The following is a 22,290-nucleotide window of genomic DNA, read 5'->3' on the forward strand; positions in this document are numbered from 1 at the left end:
CATATAAAAAATGCTGTACAATAGAAGTAAATACCCTAAAGGGCCTGACTTTCAAAAGGCCAGGAAAATTCAAAAAGAACTGTCAGGCTGTAAAACCTCTTTTTTGGCACCTCCGCATTCTGACCCCTATTCCTCAATGGGAATCTGGGAGTCAGAACCTAATATCATTGACATCAATGACTTATCAAAATTCAAACCCCTAGAATGGAGGTTGAAATCTGGTGAGTTAAGGTATTTTTCTGAAGTACAAACTCTGTGTATTTATTCAAATAGATGGGGCTTCAATGGCTTACCCATTATTCAGGGACAGCGTGGAGATGTCAGTTTTTTTATAAATGTTAATTTAATAAAAGATTTACCCGTTAATGAAACTTTATTCCACAATAGAGTATTGGCCCAAGAAACATTCAGAATTTTTGATCTTACTTTTCTACAAAATTTACACAAAGGAAGAAAATCCACCCCTTTTGATCTGACTCCGTCTAGATGGCCATCTTTTTTAGGTCCTATCAACTTTCAATGGGTTAACCAGGGGGGCAGCGATTGGCTTTATTTCGAGAGCCAACCCCTAAAAGATGACTTGGAATTGATTAACTGGAGTACTCCCATTACAGAAAAGCACTTGCTTAGCTGTCAATTCTATATTAACAGATCTTCCACGAACGCTGGAAATGCTTATCGTATAAATCAAAGTGTACAAAGAGAAAATTACTTGAGACTGACACAAGAAATCATGAACACTTTTGAAATAGAGCTAACATCCAACCATAAACAGAAATACAAACGCACTCAGTCTCTTTTGGATGCTAATGAGAAACCCATCTTAACTTGCACCAGCAAACAAATTGATAATGCAAAGCATGTCCTTCAGAGTTGGAGTGACCTAGAGTTTATAGACAGTAAAAAAAATAGTGAAGATGATCACAAAGCGTCAATCGAAGAGGTTACAAAATTTCTTGAGGATCGCATTCAACCAAAATTAATGCCAAATAGCTATCCAGCCGAAGAGGAAATACAGATATCCTCTCGAATACCCCCGAAAGAAATCCAAAAAATTTTAATTGGTGAAGAATAAAAGAATATAGATAAATATACCCAAAACAAGCTGATTGAATTACGACTACAGCTTTATAGTTTTTATATTTTATTTATACCACATAGTCAACACTGGGATAATCTATGACAATTACCACTAGCTATTCGCCACAATAGTAAACTTAAGATCACCGAGTGTCACCAAGAAATCCAACGGGACCAAGTTTCCTCAAGACAAGGGGAATTGAAAAAGATCTCTCCGGCTGCCGGCTAGCCTTTATGGCCCCTCCAAGCCAAGATCCTTATTCTTCTATGGAGAAGAGGGGAAGCTGAACCTGATTCGCAGAATATTTTTGACATTTCCAATTTTCGCTCAATTGAGAAGCCTATAAAGAATGGGAAACGAGAACTTTTCTCAGGAATTAATTTTTTGAGGTTATATTCAAATCGTTGGGGTTTTAATGGTTTACCACTGTCACTTTTAAAGTGTGGGTATTTTAGTTTTATTATTGATGTTCATACAATGGATGACTTACCTATCAATAATAGTCTTTTTAACACTAAGATCTTGGTTGAAGAGACATACCGGTATTTCGACTTAGCTCAGCTGCAAGAATTACACTAAGGTATTAAAGAAAATCCATTTGATCTTACACAATATAAGTGGCCGTCTTACTTAACGCCATTAAATAGCCAGTGCATTCATCAAGGTGGAATAGATTAGTTTTATTTTGAAAGTCAGCCCCTTATTAGTGGATAAGATATATTAAGTTGGTTTACTGCTATAGATGAACGAATCAAACCCAGACCACTACCTTATAGTTATTCGCTAGACAACCTAATGAAGATCACTTCAAGGCTCCCTTTGAAGAAATACAAGTTGGCTATGAACTTGAGAAGTAGGAGAATGTATAAAGATTGGCAATCTGCCAGAAAGAGAATTTTTTAACCAGCCCGACAGTTAATTTTATCGAGCTGGTTTAGCTCTATACTTTGAGAGCAAGCTGAACTCTATTTAAACATCAGCTCCGGATTCACCATAGTCTTCATCTCCAAAACATTTCCGTTTGGATCTTCGATAAAGAAGGTTTCCTGCTCATATTCATTACCGACAAAACGGCGATAGGGCTTATCCAGATATTCGAGGCCGGCGGCCTCGATACGACCTTTTAAGGCTTGGAATTCATCATCTGGTAGATGAATGCCAAAGTGAGGCACTGCAACTTCGCCCATATCCACTTTGTGGCGCACATTCGGCAATTTTTCTTCGCTTTGGTGAAGGGTTAGTTCATTACCCCAAAAGTCGATATCTACCCAGCGCCCCTCTTCACTATTGCCAGTTTTACACCCCAGAACATCACAGTAAAACTTCTTTGCCGTCTCCAGATCTCCTGCAGGAATTGCAAGATGCAGACAATTGGATTTCATATAGCCTCCCACTACTGATCGCCCCTTACTACCTAACAAGTTGACACCATATAGTCATAAGCCAATGTCAAAATGATTAGATTACTTGAGCAACCGATATACACACTCGGAGCCAATTGACCCCATTTTTTTATTTATTTGACCAGGCGAAGTACAACGATAGCTACTTTCACCTGGGAGGATAATCAGAGCTTTCAACCACTCTTTACGTCTGCAAATACGCATCTATTTATAAGGAGTGGTAAGCGCAGAGACCACCTATGATCAAAAAATCACCGACAACTAAATCTAGGTCACAGCCAATAAGCAAGCTTTGAAAAATCCTCCTAAATGAGGGGTGCACTGTAACACAAGTGTTTCGAGGAATAACCGATAAAGTCTTCACTAAAGAACTCTAAGTCAATCTCCCCACCAATATTTATATTTCAGAAGGGCAGCCCTTAATTGATGGGGACTTCTATAGAATCTCGGCCAAAAATCCCCCCTCCTTCCTTTATATAAAGAAACTATTCATAAGTGCACCAACTTGGTGCTTTTACTCTATAAACCTTTACTATTGAAACCAGCTGGTCAAGACCTGAATTAATCACCGCGAACCTAACTACCCTGGTAATCAGACCAACTCCTCACTAGACCTTTTTTCCACTCCTCGTATGTGAGAACAGTAAAAGATAACTTTATTTTTCTATTACGGATTTCTTTGGTACAGGTTTGCTTTCCCTCTGTTTTAAAGCCGCAATTGCTGCAAAAAAAATACTGGAAAACAGTCGGTAAATTCTGGTACATTCCGCGACTATTTTTTAACCAACTCCGCCGACCGGAATGTCGGCCGCCAGTGCGGTTTCCGCCTGTCGCCGTAACAGAGGTAATAGAATGAAACCAACCAAGCCCCTGCTACTAATGGCCACCGGCCTGTTGTCTGTAGCTGCCCAAGCTGAAATGACCTGGAGCGACAACAGTCTGAGCCTGCTGTATGGCCGCGACTATGAAGTGAACTACAGCCTTTCGACGGATGATTCCGAGCGTTCCGTAGTAACTTTTGAGCACGCCAGCGGCCATAGTTGGGGCGATCTATTTATCTTTGCCGACTACCTGGACTCAGAAGAAGGTTCCAATGAACTTTACGCTGAAATTTCACCCCGCCTAAGCCTGGGGAAGCTCAGTGGACGTGAGCTGGCCTGGGGACCTGTGACCGACGTACTAGTAGCTTCCACCGTTGAACTGGGCAATATGGATGACCCGGACGGCCTCACTGCTACCGGCCCGCATTTCACCAATACCCTTGTGGGCCTTGGTTTCGATGTGGCAGTTCCAGGATTCTCCTTTGTGCAAGTGAATGCATATCGCCGCGACAACGACGACAAAGCCAGCAACGAACAGCTGACCCTCGTTTGGGCCATGCCGTTTAGCCTGGGGGATGCCAGCTTCGTGTATGACGGCTTTATTGATTGGACCAGTGCTTCTGAGGATGCACACCCCAGCATGAACTTTACTTCCCAGCTGAAGTGGGATGTAGGTGCCAATTGGGGCGAGCCTAAAGCCCTATATGCCGGTATCGAATATGTACATTGGAATGACAAGTTTGGAATCAAAGATGGTTCCTTCGGGGTTGATTCCAATGAGCGTAACGTAAACCTGTTAGTAAAGTACCACTTCTGATATGAAACCCACTGATATCCAAACATCGGCGACCACAGGGCCTGGCATCTCCCAGGCCCCTCTGCTGGAAAAGCTGTTTAAGCTGTCCGAGCGCCAAACGAATGTTCGTCGGGAAGTGATTGCCGGCGTTACCACATTCCTAACCATGGCTTACATCATTTTTGTAAACCCCAATATCCTGGCGGCTGCCGGCATGGATAAAGGCGCCGTATTTATGGCGACCTGCCTGGCCGCAGCGATTGGTTGCCTGATTATGGGACTTTACGCTAACTATCCAATTGCCCTGGCACCTGGAATGGGACTAAACGCCTTCTTCGCCTACGTAGTAGTCGGCGAGATGGGTTACAGCTGGCAGGTGGCCCTGGGTGCAGTGTTTATATCAGGGGTGGTATTCCTGCTACTCAGTATCTTTAAGTTGCGGGAATGGATTATTGACAGTATTCCTCTTTCCCTACGGCAGTCACTTGCCGCCGGCATTGGCCTGTTCCTGGCCATTATCGCTTTGAAAAGCGCAGGTATTGTTGTTGCGAGCCCGGCTACTCTGGTAACACTCGGGGATCTCAAATCTATTGAAGCCATGCTCGCAGCTCTGGGCTTCTTTATTATCGTGGCCCTCTCTTACCGCCGTATGCTCGGCTCCGTGATGATCGGTATTCTCGCCGTAACAATTATTGCGCTGGCAATCGGCAAGGTTGAGTTCACTGGCCTGGTATCCGCGCCGCCGAGCCTGGCACCCACCTACCTCGAACTGGATATTGCCGGTGCCTTCGAAGTTGGCATGATCAGCGTAATTTTCGCTTTCCTGTTTGTAGACTTGTTTGATACCGCAGGCACCCTTCTGAGTGTTTCTGACCGGGCCAAGCTGTTGGACAAAAACGGTAAACTTCCGGGTATGGGCAAAGCCCTGATGGCCGACAGCTCCGCCTCTGTGGTCGGCTCTGTTTTAGGCTCCTCAACCACCACTTGTTATGTGGAGAGTACCGCTGGTATCACTGCTGGTGGACGCACCGGTCTAACCGCTGTGGTTTGTGCCGTACTGTTTTTGCTGGCAACCTTCTTCTCACCACTGATCGGCATGATTCCCGCTTATGCAACCGCCGGGGCTCTGCTGTACGTTGGTGTCCTGATGACTTCCGGCCTGTCTTCTATCGATTGGGATGACATCACTGAAGCCGCCCCAGCAGTGATTGCTGCGGTTATGATGCCGCTGTCTTTCTCTATCGCCCACGGTATTGCATTGGGCTTTATCGCCTACGCAGTCATTAAAACACTGAGTGGGCGCAGTAAAGACGTCAGTATCAGTGTCTACGTGTTAGCGGCACTCTTTGTTGCCAAGTTCGCCTTTTTCTGAGGGGTACATAGATGAAAAAGCACTTTATCAGCGCACAGCAACTCTTAACGGATTCCTACGCGCTTGCGGAACAGATCTATCAAAGCGGCTTTCGCCCTAATTATATTGTCGGTGTATGGCGTGGTGGCGCTCCGGTTGGTATCGCAGTACAGGAATTGCTGCACGTGATGGGTGTGGATGCAGACCATATCGCAATCCGGACTTCGTCCTACCTCGGCATCGGCGAGCGTGACAAGAAGGTTCGCGTTCATGGCTTAAACTATCTGATCAAGCGCCTTGAGTCACACGACTCCCTATTAATCGTGGACGATGTGCACGATTCTGGCCTGAGTATTGAGCAAACTATCGAAGATCTGCGTGCGGCCTGTAAAAAGAATACACCGGAAATTCGAATTGCCACACCTTACTACAAGCCTAAAAACAATAAGGCTAAACGTGTGCCAGACTACTTTATCCACAAAACTGAAGAGTGGCTGGTTTTCCCACATGAAATTGACGGCCTCTCCAGGGAAGAAATCCTGGAGAACAAACCAGAACTGGCGCCCTATGTAGACCGGATTGCCACCGCCGTTTAACCACGGCCAAGACCGGGGGCCGAGCCCCCGGATCTTTTACTTCCCTGCAACACCTGCCCCCCTAACCTCCCAGTAGTGCCTCCCAGCGGCAATCAAGCCCTACCCCACCACGCCCATACTCCAAACCTTTCTTAATAGCGCCCGCTTATGAAACTAAAGTTAGTTTCAGGCAATTTATTAAATAGAAAATTTGGTCCAGAATTAATTTAATAGAGCAGAAGTCGGAAAATAAAAATGAACGACAAACTCGCAGGGCTAACCCAGACACAACTCGATTCCCATTGGATGCCCTACACAGGCAACCGTCAATTTAAACGGGATCCCCGAATAATCATTGCTGCTGAGGGCTGTTACTTCACCAGTGCCGATGGTCGTCCAATCTTTGATGGGCTCTCGGGGCTTTGGACTTGTGGCGCTGGACACAATCGTCCAGAGATTACCGAGGCAATTAATCGCCAACTAAAAACTCTCGACTATGCCCCTGCATTTCAGTTTGGCCACCCTTTATCTTTTCAACTAGCTGAGCGAATCACCCAATTTATGCCTGTGGGCCTGAACCGTATTTTTTTTACTAATTCGGGCTCAGAATCAGCAGAAACTTCATTGAAAATTGCTCGCGCCTATTGGCGCAAAAGGGGCTTAGCGGCAAAAACCAAGCTTATCGGTCGGATAAAAGGCTATCACGGGGTTAATTTCGGTGGAATCAGCGTGGGTGGTATAGGTGCCAATCGGGCAATGTTTGGCCCCACACTCGATTCCGACCATTTGTCACATACCCTTTTGCCAGATAACCGCTTTTGCCGTGGACAGCCACAACAGGGATCACATTTAGCTGATGAGTTACTCGATTTAATTGCCCTGCACGATGCCAGCAATATAGCAGCGGTAATTGTTGAGCCTATGGCCGGCTCGGCCGGTGTACTTCCACCCCCTGAGGGCTATTTGCAACGCCTGCGCGATATCTGCAACGAACACCAGATATTGTTGATTTTTGATGAGGTTATCACCGCCTTTGGCAGAATGGGGACAGCCACTGGAGCCGAGTTTTTCGGGGTTGTGCCGGATATTCTGAATACCGCTAAACAGCTTACCAATGGCGCTTTTCCTATGGGTGCCGTCGCAGTACAGCAGGGTATATACGATACATTTATGGAAAAAGCGGGGCCAGACTATCAACTTGAATTACCCCATGGTTACACTTACTCAGGCCACCCTGTAGCCTGTGCCTCTGCGCTGGCAACTTTGAATATCCTCAAGCAGGAGGACCTGTTCAAACGGTCCGCCGAACTTGCTTATGAGCTTGAGAAGTATATTCACCAGCTCAAAGGACTCCCCCTGATCCATGATATCCGCAATTGCGGACTGGCCGCGGGCCTAACCATTCAACCTGCTCCTGGTGAGCCTCTACTGCACCCCTTTCGAATTGCGATGAAAATGTGGAGTAAGGGCTTCTATATCCGCTATGGAGGAGACACGATTCAACTGGGAATGCCTTTCATTTCCAGTAGCGAGGAAATCGATGGTTTAGTCAATGCCCTAGCAGAATCCATCCTCGAAGTAGCCAATGGCAAATAGCCCTTTCTCAACATTGACCTTATTCCTCATCAGCCTACCGCACAAGTCCGACACCTCAGCGCACAACCCTGGCTGCTGGAACTGTAATAACTACCCCCCTTGTACAATGACATTTGGCGCTCCCAAAAAAAATTTGGCCCTAGCTATATCACACATGCTGGAATGAGCGGAACACCTACTATTAGTAAAACAAAAGCAACAAAAAGTAAGACGTGAGAATACAATGATCAAAACCAGTAAGCTGATGCCGCCCAAGCTCACTGCTGCTCTGCTATGCACAGCTATACTGGCCGCCTGCGGCCAGGAATCCAGCACTTTACAAGCACAGAAGGAAACTACTTATGTGCCGGTACACAGGGCCAATATATCGGGCCTCTCTGAAGAATATGCCAAATTACGTAAACAACAGGTGGTCGAGGTTGATTACCGCTTGAGTGTCAACCTGGATGGTACTGGTGAAAGTTATTTTGGTACCGTACACGCTGATATCCAGTTCAAAAAAGCTTTACAGCAGCCTCTCACTATTGATTTTGCCGGTGGTAAAGTCGAATCGGTAAAAGTTGATGGCAAAGAAACTCCGTTCGAATATAACGGCCACTTCATTACCGTTCCCATATTGCACCTGCCAAATCGACAGCACGCAATTACAGTGAACTATCAACACCCCTATTCCAATAATGGCTCCGGACTACACCGCTTCGAAGATCCAAAAGATGGCAAAGTCTATATGTATACTGACTTTGAGCCCTATGATGCCAACCGGCTTTTCCCACACTTCGATCAACCAAATCTAAAAGCTCGTTACACTCTGGATGTTACTGCTCCAAAAGACTGGGTAGTTATCAGCGCGGAGAGGGAAAGTCGAGTAGAGGAGCAAGGAGAGCTGAAGCATTGGTTTTTCCCTCAGTCGCAAAAATTTTCCTCCTATATTTTTTCTCTTCATGCAGGCCCATACCATATCTGGGAAGATGATGCTGCCGGCATACCACTACGCCTGATGGCCCGCCAAAGCCTGGCAGAGTATGTTAAAATCGAAGATTGGTTTACTTTTACCAAGCAATCCTTTGAGTTCTTCCAGCCATATTTTGAAATAGATTACCCTTTCAAAAAATACGACCAGATCCTTGTTCCTGACTTTAACGCCGGTGCCATGGAAAACGTAGGTTCAGTTACTTTTAATGACGCCTATGTTTCACGCGGGGAAAAAACCCAGGCACAGCGTATGGGCCTGGCAAATGTCATTGCCCATGAGCTGGCTCACCAATGGTTTGGCAACCTGGTAACCATGAACTGGTGGGATGATCTATGGCTCAATGAGAGTTTCGCCACTTATATGGCTAACCTGGCCCTGGCGGAGAACAGTGAGTTTACCAATGCCTGGGAGAATTTTTATCTGGGTACCAAACAGTGGGCCTACCACTCAGATCAACGCCCCACCACCCACGCTATCCAGCTGCCCGTCAAGAATACTGATGAAGCCTTTGCCAACTTCGATGGTATTACCTACGGTAAAGGTGGCTCGGTGTTGAAGCAGCTACCCTACTATCTGGGAAAAGAGGAGTTCCGTAAAGGGGTCAGCAATTACCTGAAAGAGCTCTCCCACCAAAACTCAACACTTGACGACTTCATGGGGCATCTGGGAAAAGCCTCCGGGGTTAATTTAGATATCTGGCAACAGCAATGGCTTTACCAAGCTGGTCTCAATACCATCGAGGCCAGCTTTCAATGTGAAAATAACCAGATTAGTCATTTGACCCTCACTCAGACTGCACCGCAAGAGTATCCCACCTTACGAGAACAGCGTACGCAACTTGGCCTCTATCGTATGGATGGCGAAAATATGAAGCGCTTCGCCACCTTGCCAGTACTATATAGTGGTGCCAAAACTAATGTGGAAGATGCCAAAGGGCTGCCCTGCCCGCAAATTCTCTACCCCAATGAGGGGGACTGGGCTTTTGTGAAAGTAAATCTGGATTCGGTAACGCTGAAGAATATGGCTCAGCATATTAATGCTATCCAGCAGCCTTTTGCTCGTCTTATGATGTGGCAAAGTCTGTTTGATAGCACTTATGATACAAAACTTCCTTTAGATGAATATATCAGCTTTATTATCAGCAATGGCGCAGTGGAACAGGATATTAATGCCATCCGGCTCAATGCCCGCTATTTAAGTTTTGTCTACAGCTACCTTAACCAAATTCCGGTCGGAAAAGAGCGCCGCAACGAACTACAACAGGCGATCGAAGACTTTGTCTGGACACAACTTCAAAAAGCGGCCAGCAGTAGTGACCAGCAGAAAGTTTGGTTTGATACTTTTACCAATGTAGCCCGCTCTAATGCAGCACTGGATAATGCCAAACAGTTGTTAATGGGGGAGCTCTCCGTTAAAGGTTTAAAACTAGATCCAGATATGCGCTGGGAATTAATAAGCTTGCAGAACCGTTATCTTTTTGCCGACTATGAAAAAGCCATTGCCCGAGAGTTGAAACAAGACAACTCTGACCGATCAAAGCTCAATGCTATAGCGGCTGAAGCCGTTAGGCCCTCACCGGCAGTTAAACAGAAATGGTTAGATAATTTGATCCTAAATAGAGATAAGTTCAAGTTGAGCGAACTTCGTACAGCCACTTCATCTCTGTTTACCTCAGAACAGATTGAGCTTTTCAACACTAATAGCGAACGAATATTTTCAGCTTTAGATCAGATCAATAATGAAGATTCCTCAGAGTTAATTAGTATCTATGCATATATGCTCCCCCTTATGTGCTCGAAAGAAGGCGCCCAAAAACTTAGCGATACTCTGAAGGAAAAACAACAGCTCAAACCTACGCTGGTCAAGGCATTAAAAAATCATCGCTATACCAGCGAGCGTTGCATCAAAATGGGGCAGGCTTTAGTAAAACGGTAGCAAGGTTGACCCTAATCACACAACTTGCCAGCTAAAATTATTTTAAGGGCTCTCAGAGCCCTTTTTTATTCAATTGGATTATCGAACTGATATAAAATTAGTCCTCAGCTTATATCTAGCGGTACACTCCCTGAAAAAGGTAAAGGATTTCAGGTATGAAAATTTTTGTAGAAAAAGATAATCTTGTTGATGGAGCTATTGCTAAGCTCTTGAACTCTCACCTACAGGAAATGTATAGGCACTCCCCAGCTGAAAGTGTTCATGCATTGGACCCAAAAGCCTTGCAGGATTCAACCATTACCTTCTGGAGTGCACGTATCAATGGAACTCTGGCCGGATGTGGAGCCCTCAAGGAAATCGCACAATTCCAAGGGGAGTTAAAATCGATGAAAACTAGTCAGTCCTTCCTGCGTATTGGAGTTGCCAAGGCAGTACTGGAAGAAATACTTAAAGAAGCCAGGCTTCGGAGCTATAAAGAAGTTAAGCTGGAAACCGGAAGCGGCGCAGCATTTGCACCCGCAGTGGCACTTTACCAGCGGTATGGTTTTGAGCCTTGTGCACCGTTTGCCAACTATAAAAGAGACCCACACAGCTTGTTTTTCTGTAAAAAATTATAAATACCATTATCTATTAATAATAATTATGCCTATTTCCAGAAGAGATTTTTTGAAACTCACAGGATTTTCACCTCTGGTGTTTGCTGGGATCAGTGTTGACAACTCATTAGCAAATGAGAAATCAATTCCTTTTTTAAGTCAAATGCCCGGGCTGAAAACGCCTATACAAGAAATTTATCCCGCCGTCTTCAATAATGAAATCTATGTTGCCGGTGGCTTTATTCCGTCAACCACTCCCGCTTTTTTCGGCCTTTCTCCGTCAGAGGAGAACTACATTTTTTCCCCTAAACTGCAAAAATGGCGAACTGGACCATCACTTCCCGCTCCGAGGCACCACCTCGGCATGGCCAGTAACTCAAAATACCTATACGCTATTGGTGGATTCACTGGAAAAAAAGGGAACGCCTGGCAGCCCCAAAAGACTGTTTGGAGGCTATCCGAGGCAAAAGAGCAGTGGAGCTCTGCACCATCACTTCCAGTACCAATAGCGGAAAGTGTGCATGTCTCACTCTTGGAGAAAATCCATGTTATTGGTGGAAAGTCCCCCAATTCTGAATCCAAAAACCGAGACAGCAAAAAGCACTATCTATTAGTTGATAATAAACACTGGGAAACAGCGGCACCCCCAAGTATCAATAGGAACTCAGCAGCAGGTGCAGGTCTCAATAACAGAATTTATGTTGTGGGTGGTCGGCAGGTTGGCGACAGCACAAAAAAAGCTAAAAATCTTTCGTATTTTGAAGTTTATGACTCCAATCTTGACAAATGGGAAAAGATAAGGCCATTGCCACAAGCACTTGCTGGTCTTACTGCAACGCCACTTAACGGAAAAATCGTCGTTACCGGAGGTGAGGCATTTGGCCCTAATGGCAACTGGAAGACAGGTACGGTATCCAGTGCTATTTGGATCTATGATCCACTCAGCGATCAGTGGGGTAAAGAAGCGAAACTCAATGAAACACGTCATGGTCATGGCGCCGCTACTATAGGTAACAACCTCTATATTATTGGCGGCGCCGCCAAAGTAGGCCCACAGGATACACTTGGTTCCATGGTAAAATTGAGCTGGAGAGAATAACTGATTTAATCACTAGATCCCGAAGGAAGAACTATGTTAAGTAGAAGAGATTACCCTTTCCTACCAAAACCAAAAGGCCCAATGACTCATGCAGTCATTCATGAAAAGAGTCTTTATATCTCCGGCCTTACGGCCATGGGCACTGACGCTCAGGCTGAAGACTTAACTGAGCAAATACGAGAAATTCTCTCTCAATTAAAAAAAGTTCTGGATTATGAAGGGCTTACTAAGTCAGACCTAATTAAGCTTACAATTTTTATAAAAGAGATAGACAAATTAGGTATAATCCGAGAGGAGTTATTTTCTTTTTATGACAGTCACTATCCCGCCTGCTCATTGGTAGAGGTTTCCAATCTGGTGCATGCAGACCTTAAAATAGAAATTGAAGCGGTAGCAGCAATAGCATAAACCGTTCTGCGGGGAGGTCATGGGCTGCTATTGTGTATCCATATAGTGCTGGTTACGCTCAACACCTAGGTACCCAATATATCTGTCCCTGATTTCCCGCACATAATTTACCGGCTCCCTACCACGCACATAGCCAAATCGACTGCTTCGATAATACTCAGGTTGAGACAAAAGTAGCATGGCCTCCTCAACGTGCCCAAACCACTGGTTAGGGTCCAGTTCCAGCCTCTGGGCAAGATTTCTGGCATCTCTCACATGACCATGGCCCGCATTATAGGAAGCCAGGGTGAAATATATTTTCTGGTCGAGAGGTAGGTTTTGCGGGAAGCGATCATCCAGCCAATCCAGGTAGGATACACCTGCTCGAATGCCATTTTCCGGATCATATAAATTACCAATACCCAGCTGGCGGGCTGTGCGAGGAAGTACCTGCATCAACCCCTGGGCCCCGGCAAATGAACGTGCCTGAGGATTAAATTGGCTTTCCTGATACATTTGCGCGACCACCATTCGCCAGTCGCGGTCAGTATTTTGAGTATATTTTTGCACTATAGGATCAAATGGCGATAATACATCCGTGCTGCGCAGGCGCTGTCCCTGATGCTTAAGGATACGCTTCTGTTCTTTAAAATACTTGTTATAGGTAACATTGAAAAACAGGTCACGATTATGTTTTTCTAAGAACGTATTCAAATGCTCCAATAACACCGGTTGCTTAGCACGAACACCCCAAGCGATATCGCGATCACCAGGAAGTTCGCCGACTACTCTAAAATCGTTACGATAAGTGCTTTCAATTGCCACGAGATGTGAATCGACAACAGTGTAGGGGAAAGCTCCGCTGGCCACAGAATCAATGAGAAATTCCGTTGTAACGCCTTCAATACGTTTTATCTGAAGAGGTAGCAGCTCCTGTGCATGCTGTTTTTGCAGTAATTTCACCAGGCTATCGTGATAACTGGTTTGCGGATTTACCGCCACTATCTGCCCGGCCAGCAACTCCTCCAGTGTCAAGTTGTTATTTTCACTTGCGCCTTGGGGACCGGCCACCAACAACTCCTTGACTGCCATAACTGGTCGGGAAAATACTAACCCCTGTTGACGCCGACCCTCGGTAATTGTAAGAGATGCTGCAATCATATCTCCCATTCCTGCCTGTAGCGCATCAGCTAGGTCCATATCCGGATCTGGCACTATCATGCTGAGACGCAGCTTATGATCACGGGCAAATTTCTTCAGTAAATCATAATCGAACCCCATTAATTCACCGCGCCAAATAAAGTAAGAGGCGGGATGATTACGAGTGAGCACTCTCAAGGTTCCACTCTCCAGGATCTCCTGCCAATCACGCAGAGCCTGCTCCCTCTTCTGGCTGGCCAATACCAATTCAGCCGTAAAAAATTCATTCAGTTCTCGACGGAGGGCCACAGAATCACGTCGCACCGCCCAGGCGATAGCTCGTTCAGAGTTGAGCTTGGAACTACTGATCAGTTGTGGATAAGCTGGAAGAAACGCATCAACCTGGTTGCTGTCAATGACAGTCGCCTGATATCTCCCCTCGGCTACGGCGGTTAGCAGCTCTTCATGCTCTACCGGGCCATCCAGATAGGTAACTTTATAGTTCTGCGCATCCTCGCTATGAATCAACGTCTCAGCAAAGGCGCTGCCACGCCTCACAGCAACCTGTAATGGCCTATTCGGCACGGGTTGTAACCCATTATCCCGCCGGGTTACCAATAACTCACTGACAAACTGCAGGGGGCGTGTAAAGGAAACCACAGCCTTTCGCTCCTGCGTTCGGGAAAAATTGCTGGCAATGACATCGCCACGACCTTCAATAAGTGCCGGAATCAGTTGCGCGAAGTTGTCCACATACACCCATTGAGGTTGAAGGCCCCGACTGTGGGCAAACTTTTCCGCTAACTCCCTCCATTCACTCATAGGTAGCCCAATACGCGGCAGCGAGCCCTCTTGGGGCCCCCTCGGCGCAAGCAGACGCAGGACGCCTCTCTCCTTCAAAGCAGGCATATCCCCCAGGTCTACATAGTTTTCAAAAACCGGAGCTTCTACCAGCTGTGTTTGCCGCTGATTTGGCGCAGGCTGTTGGGAAATTGCCAGATCAGTGTCGGCAGTGTCATCGACAGAGGCCTGTCGCTGCTCACAACCTAAAAGCAGAAATAGTGAGATCAGTAAAAGGAAAATAAAAAGCAATCTTCTTTGCACAGTGCACCTTTTAGCTTTTATTAGGCATCGTACTACGCTTCCTGCGCGCTGCAGTTTGCGCTTCGCCATCTGGAGCGGCCGCTGTTAGGTAAATCGTACCAGCTTAAGGTGAAAGATCCCCCCCCAAAAAAAAAGCCCGGCAAACTCAATTGCCGGGCAAATATACGTTGGCGAATGTAGGTTGTCTCTTACACGGAGTGACAAGCCCTCTCTTATTCGATGAGCCTCTTATTTTTATTAGATGGATTTAGGTTTGCCCTGTAGCTCCGCCAATCTCATTTTTATTTGTTTGTTCTCATCCTCATCAGGGAGTTCGAACATCAGCGGTTTTGCCACTTTCGCAAAGTACTCCGCATCTTTCTGTTGGTATAGCTCTTCAGCCAGCCACTGGGCAATATGCAGCTCACGAGGTGCACGAATATAGGCCTGCTCCAGCTTTTCCAGATACTCTTCCCGGGGGTAACCCAGCATTTCCATAGCCATTGCCAGGCCGAACCAATGGGAGGCATTTTCCGGTTCTTTGTCTACCAGGTATTTAAATTCCTCACGGGATTTTTTCAGACTGCGAAGGTCACGCGCATGGTTTGGAACCGTAGCCTGTTGGTTAACCGTCAACCACGCGTGCGCACTCAAGTACCAGGGCTGCTGGCGATCGCTGCGAGGCACACTGGCGAGTAAGTGGCTGGCTTGGGGGAAATCCCCTATGCGCAGATCCGCACTGGCTTTAATAGCGGCCAGTTGGGTGCTGTAAATGCCGGCGTGGTACGCATAGGAAAGAAGGTCATCCAGGGCCTGCAGGTTGTAACCAGACTGGGCGATAAACCCGGCCAGGATATTCACGGATTCACGCTTGGGCAGACGTTTGACTTTAGGCTTGGCCTCTTTGAAGTGCGCGGGGATTTCACCACTAACCACTTCATATTCACCAGAATCGAACGCGGCAACATATGCTTTTTCAAGCTCTTCAACCGACATGCCCAGGGCCTTCTCCAGTGATTTCACCGGGTCAGCGCCGTCGTTATAGGCTTTGACGAACTGCTTAAATTCTTCCGACTTATCTCCCTCCATCATCAGCCAGTGAGACAAGAGCCAACCGCTGGCATACACATCGGCTTTCTCCTCGGCATCGGTGTTATAAACAGTTGCACGCAAGAGCCTATCCAGGGGCATCAGGCCTGCATACATCAAGGTTTGGGCGCGTTCCTGCGGGATTTCACCCAGCTCATAGCGGCCTTTCTTGGGGAAAGACATGGTTGCCATAAACTCGGCAAAGCCCTCGCTGTACCAATAGGGGAAGTGGATGGTATTGCCGTTATAGGAAAGGAAGTGAGTGTACTCGTGGAAAAGGAATTCACGGGCCTTAAGTTGCTTCTTTATGCTGCGGCCATCCAGATTCACCAGGGCATAGCTACCTTCGGCGGAAGTATCGAACAGGCCATTAGTCATTTCAGCTAGTTCAGCACCCACCAATCCAGCATAAGTATCCCTGTCCCCCGCCGCATAAATGGTGAGTTTTGGGGTATTTGGATCTACCTCCAGAAGCTCTGTAGCCACTGCGCGATAGCGTTCCAGGTCAGCGACCAGGGTCTTTACCGCTTTGGGATCACCATCGGTAATGACTCGAAAATTTTCACTATCCACTTCATACCAAATTTCCTCCCCCAGGTAGCGGGGAGCAGCATTGGCGGTCAGTACAAATCCGAAACAAAGTACTAAGAAAACAGCTGCGCGAGAAACCATAGTTCGGGCCACCAGTCGTTGTTAATGAAGCCCTCCATGGTCAAATAGTGAAGCCCATACACTACCGCTTTTAATTGATTAAAAAAAGAACAATTTGATCACAAAACATCACCTTTCATATTTTTTTGTGACTTGCCGGACAGGGTATTCAGTAGTCAAGTTGCAGAAAAACTGGAGGGGATAACGACAAACTAAGAGACAAGCGTCTCAATTTTGGCCCTTCTGGCATACAAATAGAGGACAAGCTTCTATATATTGCGCTGTTGACCATTTTCTAAAAAATGGTCAAAAAAATAATAATTAATCTGCTTTGATGAGAGAAACATAATGAAAACTGCACCACTACTGGCGCTGCTTGGCGGCGCCTTGATGTCAGCCCATGCCTGGTCGGCACCCGAATATATTTCCGATCTGGATATTACCTCTTTTGATGGAACTGTACTCGATGCCAATTTGTTTGTGCCTGAAACCCCAGCACCTGCAGAGGGCTACCCCACCGTCATCTTCACCAACAGCTGGGGCCTTGAGAAACGCCAATATCATTTCCAGGCCAAAGAGCTCGCAGAGAATGGCTATCTGGTATTGAGCTACTCCACTCGTGGCTTTGGCCACTCGGGCGGCCTGGTAGACGTAGCCGGGGAGAACAGTATTGCCGATGTTGGTGTTCTGATCGACTGGTTAGAATCCAATTATTCTGTAGGTAAGCTGGGAATGGCCGGTATTTCCTATGGAGGTGGCATTTCCCTGCTAAGCGCGGCACAAGACCCTCGGATTGATGCGGTAGCTGCCCTGTCCGGTTGGGCCGACGTGGTTGAAGCCCTCTACCCCAATGAGACCGTTAACCTGGTTTGGGGTAGCTTGCTTGTTACTACTGCTTTCGACAAAGAAGCTGAACTGGAACAGGTCTGGGGTGACCTCCGAAGCGGTCAAAATTTGGAGCAGGTCATCGAGTTCGGTGCCAAACGTTCGGCTATCAGCTACATCGATCAATTGAACAAAAACGGCACTGCAGTACTGGTATCTAATAACTTTGCCGATTATCTGTTTAAGCCCAACAGCATGACTGACTTTTACTCCCTGCTTGAGGGCCCCAAAAAGCTGATGCTGAATCCTGGCACCCACGCCATTACCGAGACCCTCTCTGGCAACGATGGCCATATATGGTCCACCAGCTTCCGCTGGTTCGATCACCACCTGAAAGGCGAAGACAACGGCATCAACCGCGAGCCTAAAGTGGATATGACAGTGCGCATCAGTAATGAGCTGGAGCACTATGAAGACTATCCGGTAACCCAGGAGAGCACCACTTGGTATCTGCAACCACGCTTCACCATGTTTAACAGTGGCAGTATGGAGAGCGGCAAGTACGATGGCTGGAGCTGGAGTAATGAATTCCACGGGGGCTGGGATACCTTTGCTGGTACCGGTATCCCATTGATTTCCGATGCCCTCGAAGGTTTTGGTATCCCAGTGTACGCGCCAATGATGGCGATCAACGGTTACTATGCCATTGAGTACAAGTCACCAAGACAATCAGAAACCCTGCAAATCCGCGGTGCTCCTAAGCTGGAAATGTGGATTGAACCCAGTAAGGAAGAGGTTCAACTCAACGTACACCTCTACGATGTCAGCCTCTTTGGCCTTGGCCGCCTGATCACCCATGCACCAATTACAGTGCGTACCGACCAGCCCGGTAAGAAGCAAAAAATCGAAGTTGAGTTATTTACTACCAGCTATAACGTACCTGCCGGCCACCGTGTAGTTATGGCCATTGATACCCAGGGCCCTATCTATAAGAAACCGGAAGACACCAACTACACCATCACAGTGCCTTATAGCAGCAGTAAGGTTTCCAGCCTGACAGTTCCGCACCTGTAAGAAACCCTCCCGCAACAAGCCCGGCAGATCTCCCGGCCGGGCTTTCTTCTCGCGGTTGATCAAACCACTTCAGGACTAGGCGTATTTTTCGCCAAACCGTTACAATGGCCTCTTTTTAGGCAAAGTACCCTCTCCCTATGAACAAGAAGATACCACTTGCCCTGTTGGCCGCGACTTTACTGTCTGTAGCCGGCTGCAATCCAGAAGAAAAGGCCGCGCAAAAACCCGAACTGCAGACCAGCACCTCGGCTGTAACCTTGGACTTGAGTGATGCCCCAGAGGGCAAATTGCCACAGGGAGTGAGCCCCACCGCCTACCGGCTAGACCTCAACCTGGACCCTCGCCAGGATTCCTTTAGCGGCAGTGTCGCTATCGATATCCAGCTGGCCAAGGCTGCCAACCATATCTGGCTACATGGCAATAACCTCGGTGTAAGTGTGATTAAGGCACAGTTGACTGATGGGCGCGAAGTCGCAGCTCAATATCGCCAGGTACTAGACAGCGGTGTGGCCGCTATCGAATTTGCCGAACTGTTACCCGCCGGCGAGTTCACACTGCTTATTGACTACAGTGCCGACTTTGATCGCAACCTGGCGGGCTTGTTTAAGGTTGAGGAGCAGGGCAGCGCCTATGTCCTGGCCAAGTCCGAGTCGATCCAGGCGCGCAAGTACCTGCCTGGCTTTGACGAGCCAGGCCTCAAGGCGACCTTCTCTGTCAGCCTGACTGTACCTGAAGGCTATGCCGCTATTAGTAATGGGCCCGAGCTAAAACGTGAAGCCGCAGGTGAAGGCATGGAGAAGGTGACTTTTGCTGCTACGCCCCCCATGTCCACCTACTTGCTGTCTCTATCGGTAGGGCCCTTCGATATCGTCGAGCGCCCGGCCATACCACCGAGTAAATATCGCAAAGAGCCTATTCCACTACGTGGTTTTGCCCGACAGGGCCGTGGTGGCGATATGAATTATATCCTCGATATCACCCCCGAAATGGTGGAAACCTTCGAGAACCAACTACAACGCCCTTACCCCTTCAAGAAACTCGACATCATCGCAGCACCCCAATGGCCCAGTGGTGCTACCGAGTTATCTGCCGCCATCACCTATCGCGAACAGCGCATTCTGGTAGGTGATAATCCCGCCCCCGGTGCCCGCCTGGCCCTGGTGGAGGTACATGCCCATGAAATCGCCCATATGTGGTTTGGCAACCAGGTAACTCCGCCCTGGTGGGACGACTTGTGGTTGAAAGAAGGGTTTGCCACCTGGGGAGAACCTTTGGTGCTGCGTATTATGGAGCCGGAAGGTGGCCACGACCTGAATGCCGCGACTTACGCCATTGGCGCTATGCAGTTGGATTCCCTGGCTAGTACTCGCGCTATTCGCGAACCGGTGACTGACAACAACAATATCCGTAACGCCTATGACTCCATCACCTATTCAAAGAGTCTCGGTGTGATCAATATGGTGGACAGCTATTTTGGAGCCGAGCGTTTTCGCCCAGCCCTGGGGCGCTACCTGGAAACCTTTAGTGATGGGGAAGCGGACTCGCCATCCTTCTACAAAGTTATTGGCGAAGAGACCAATACTCCAGAACTGACAGAGGCTTTCCGCAGTTTCGTTGAGCAAAAGGGTGTACCTCAGCTGGAGCTGTTGCTGGATTGCACAACTCCGTCCCAGGCAAAACTGCATGTAAGCCAAAGCCGCTACAAAGCCCTGGGCTCTCCCATTGAAGAGACCGGGCAAAAGTGGAACATCCCATTCTGCTTCAGCAGTGCCGGCAGTGAACAGCAATGCCAGATACTGACCCGCAAAGAAGAAACCCTGGATATTGCCGTCAATACCTGCCCGAGCTGGGTAATGCCGAACGCCCAGGGCAGCGGGTATTATCGCTGGAACTTGCCTGAAGCCCAGTGGCAGGCCCTGCTCGAACATTTTGCAGAATTCGCACCCACTGAACAGCTGTCCATTATCGACAGCGCCTTTGCTGCCTTCGAGGCCGGAAAACTGCCAGCAGCTCAGTTACTTGAAGTTGTACGCCAATCTGCAAGAGTAGAAAAACGGCAGGTCATCACCTTGCCACTAAACTACCTGCGCAAGTATCGGGAGAGCTACTTGGGTGAAGTGCAGCACTCTGCATTCCTAAACTTTGCTCAAAACCTGTATTTACCGCTACTAAACAACAGTGCCAACAGCGCTGAACCCGATCAGCAAATGCTGCACAGTGAACTGCTCGGCTTTATGGCATTGGTCGCTGGCGATCCAGATACGCGCAAGCAGTTAGTGGATAAAGCCACTGCATTCACCGGTTACAAAACAACCCGCGACCCTGAAGCGCTGGACTCCGACCTCTATGGTCCTGCGTTAACCGTAGCCGTACAGGATGCTGGTGATGACTTTTTGTCGCACTTGATCAAAGTACGCGGCGTGCTGGATGATCCGCGCTTCGAGAATGCCAGCGCCAGTGCCATTGGCAGTAGTGACAGTCCCTCGCAATTAGAAGTCGTGCAAAAGTTGGCCCTCAGCGAAGAAATGGGACCCCGTGAAACCTTCACATTGATTCAGTACTCCCTGGCCCAACCTGAGGTACAAGAACAAAACTGGCAGTGGCTGCGCGATAACTTTGACAAGGTTGTGGATAAAATTCCGGCCCAAATTCGTCGCCGCACCCCGGCTTTTGCTGGCGTTTTCTGTGATGCAAAACGCTTGCAGGAATTACAGCAGTTGTTTGCTCAACACGGCGCTCTCACTCCCGGTTACCAACGCAGCCTGGCACAGACAGAAGAGCGTATACAGCTGTGTATGGCACTGGAGAAAAAAGGGCAGTCCTTGATGGAAGCTTTGCCGAGGTCAGTGGGCCTCGCCCAAAATATCTGATACAGCCGCGCTAATTTATATTGCGCCTTTTATTGCAGTATTAAATATCCTCATAGCAGGGAAATTTTTTCTGCCAGTGCCGGGAGGGGATTACTCTCCCGGCTAACTTGCCCAAAATTTCAGGATTCACCTTTATTGTGCTTACGTAGTCGGAATGCCAGCCAAATCATCGGCAGACCAAAAATAATTGCGTAGGCTCCTATCAACCACACCAGCGCCAAGGCGCCTGCCCCCGGACTCACCAGAATCGCAATACCGAAGATTACCGAAAGCACACCGATGGCAATCAGCAGCCACTCATTGTCAATTTCCTTGCGCAAGCGAATCGCACCGACAATCTCAAAAATTCCACGAACCAGAGCCCAGGCACCAATAAAAATTACCAGTACCAACGCTGTTATTTGTGGATACATAAAAGTCACTATACCTGCTGCCAGGCTGATTAAACCGGAGACGATCAGCCACCATAGGGGGGTAGACTTGTGTCTCCCCATCACCGCCGCAACCAGCGAGAAAATCCCATCCAACAAAGCATAAATACCAAATAGGAAAACCAGGGTCAGCAGGGATAATCCCGGCCAGATGAAAGTTAGCACCCCGAAAATTACCGCAATTAACCCGCGTAATAACAGCAGCCACCAATTGGCCGAGAGGACCTGCAATATAGGCCCGGAGGGGAGAGAGGAAGTATCAGTGGACATAGAGCAGTCCCCGGGTAGAACATCTATTTTAATTTAAGCGCCACAGTCCATGGACTACCAGTTTTTCGGGAAAATCTCCGCAGAAAAACAGCAAAAAGATGCTAAAAAGCCAATTGCCTTCTCATAATCTGGAGACTTAAAGCATTGGGGAAACTACCCATTGGATAAGGGCTGTAAGGAGGGAGGCGGCCCACGAGCGCGACCATGCAGTCGACTCTGCAAAGACTGAGATCGCGCCGCAGGC

General features: G+C 47.7%; 15 protein-coding genes. 11 read left to right on the forward strand and 4 right to left on the reverse strand.

Annotated features, from left to right (window positions below; translation table 11 throughout):
• Nucleotides 1-10 precede the first annotated feature (10 nt).
• Nucleotides 11-1,075, forward strand: a complete 1,065-nt coding sequence (locus ACJJI7_RS05050) for a hypothetical protein (protein WP_444902516.1) — start codon at nt 11-13, stop codon at nt 1,073-1,075.
• A 971-nt stretch (nt 1,076-2,046) separates the two neighbouring features.
• Here ACJJI7_RS05050 and ACJJI7_RS05055 read toward each other — a convergent pair.
• A complete protein-coding gene (locus tag ACJJI7_RS05055) occupies nt 2,047-2,463 on the reverse strand; it encodes a VOC family protein (protein ID WP_020414234.1) in 417 nt (138 codons plus the stop codon).
• Nucleotides 2,464-3,336: 873 nt separating this feature from the next.
• On the opposite strand from ACJJI7_RS05055, the gene ACJJI7_RS05060 reads away from it, so the two are divergent.
• The 8 genes from ACJJI7_RS05060 to ACJJI7_RS05095 all read left to right on the forward strand — a co-directional run bounded on the left by ACJJI7_RS05060 (nt 3,337) and on the right by ACJJI7_RS05095 (nt 12,634).
• Nucleotides 3,337-4,122: an outer membrane protein OmpK gene (locus ACJJI7_RS05060; protein WP_444902515.1), complete on the forward strand. Its 786-nt coding sequence runs from the start codon at nt 3,337-3,339 to the stop codon at nt 4,120-4,122.
• Between the two features lies 1 nt (nt 4,123).
• Nucleotides 4,124-5,473: an NCS2 family permease gene (locus ACJJI7_RS05065; RefSeq protein WP_444902514.1), complete on the forward strand. Its 1,350-nt coding sequence runs from the start codon at nt 4,124-4,126 to the stop codon at nt 5,471-5,473.
• A gap of 11 nt (nt 5,474-5,484) precedes the next feature.
• The gene (locus ACJJI7_RS05070; RefSeq protein ID WP_020414231.1) at nt 5,485-6,048 is read left to right on the forward strand and encodes a phosphoribosyltransferase; all 564 of its coding nucleotides are present in this window, start codon (nt 5,485-5,487) and stop codon (nt 6,046-6,048) included.
• A gap of 234 nt (nt 6,049-6,282) precedes the next feature.
• Entirely contained in the window at nt 6,283-7,623 is a 1,341-nt protein-coding gene (aptA, locus tag ACJJI7_RS05075) for an omega-aminotransferase AptA (RefSeq protein WP_020414230.1), read from the forward strand.
• 223 nt (nt 7,624-7,846) lie between these two features.
• Entirely contained in the window at nt 7,847-10,531 is a 2,685-nt protein-coding gene (pepN, locus tag ACJJI7_RS05080) for an aminopeptidase N (RefSeq protein ID WP_444902513.1), read from the forward strand.
• A 155-nt stretch (nt 10,532-10,686) separates the two neighbouring features.
• Entirely contained in the window at nt 10,687-11,148 is a 462-nt protein-coding gene (locus ACJJI7_RS05085; RefSeq protein WP_020414228.1) for a GNAT family N-acetyltransferase, read from the forward strand.
• 49 nt (nt 11,149-11,197) lie between these two features.
• A complete protein-coding gene (locus ACJJI7_RS05090) occupies nt 11,198-12,226 on the forward strand; it encodes a Kelch repeat-containing protein (RefSeq protein ID WP_020414227.1) in 1,029 nt (342 codons plus the stop codon).
• A 33-nt stretch (nt 12,227-12,259) separates the two neighbouring features.
• Entirely contained in the window at nt 12,260-12,634 is a 375-nt protein-coding gene (locus ACJJI7_RS05095) for a RidA family protein (protein WP_020414226.1), read from the forward strand.
• Nucleotides 12,635-12,661: 27 nt separating this feature from the next.
• Here ACJJI7_RS05095 and ACJJI7_RS05100 read toward each other — a convergent pair whose 3' ends face one another.
• The gene (locus ACJJI7_RS05100) at nt 12,662-14,857 is read right to left on the reverse strand and encodes a transporter substrate-binding domain-containing protein (protein WP_444902512.1); all 2,196 of its coding nucleotides are present in this window, start codon (nt 14,855-14,857) and stop codon (nt 12,662-12,664) included.
• 237 nt (nt 14,858-15,094) lie between these two features.
• A complete protein-coding gene (locus ACJJI7_RS05105) occupies nt 15,095-16,597 on the reverse strand; it encodes a hypothetical protein (protein ID WP_444902511.1) in 1,503 nt (500 codons plus the stop codon).
• A 327-nt stretch (nt 16,598-16,924) separates the two neighbouring features.
• Here ACJJI7_RS05105 and ACJJI7_RS05110 point away from each other — a divergent pair, with 327 nt between their 5' ends.
• Nucleotides 16,925-18,475: a CocE/NonD family hydrolase gene (locus ACJJI7_RS05110; protein ID WP_282952226.1), complete on the forward strand. Its 1,551-nt coding sequence runs from the start codon at nt 16,925-16,927 to the stop codon at nt 18,473-18,475.
• A 137-nt stretch (nt 18,476-18,612) separates the two neighbouring features.
• Nucleotides 18,613-21,345, forward strand: coding sequence for a M1 family metallopeptidase (locus ACJJI7_RS05115; protein ID WP_444902510.1), 2,733 nt, complete (start codon nt 18,613-18,615; stop codon nt 21,343-21,345).
• Nucleotides 21,346-21,464: 119 nt separating this feature from the next.
• Here the strand turns inward: ACJJI7_RS05115 and ACJJI7_RS05120 are convergent, their stop codons facing one another.
• Nucleotides 21,465-22,046, reverse strand: coding sequence for an HdeD family acid-resistance protein (locus tag ACJJI7_RS05120; protein WP_020414221.1), 582 nt, complete (start codon nt 22,044-22,046; stop codon nt 21,465-21,467).
• Nucleotides 22,047-22,290 lie beyond the last annotated feature (244 nt).

The organism is Microbulbifer variabilis (assembly GCF_056232115.1).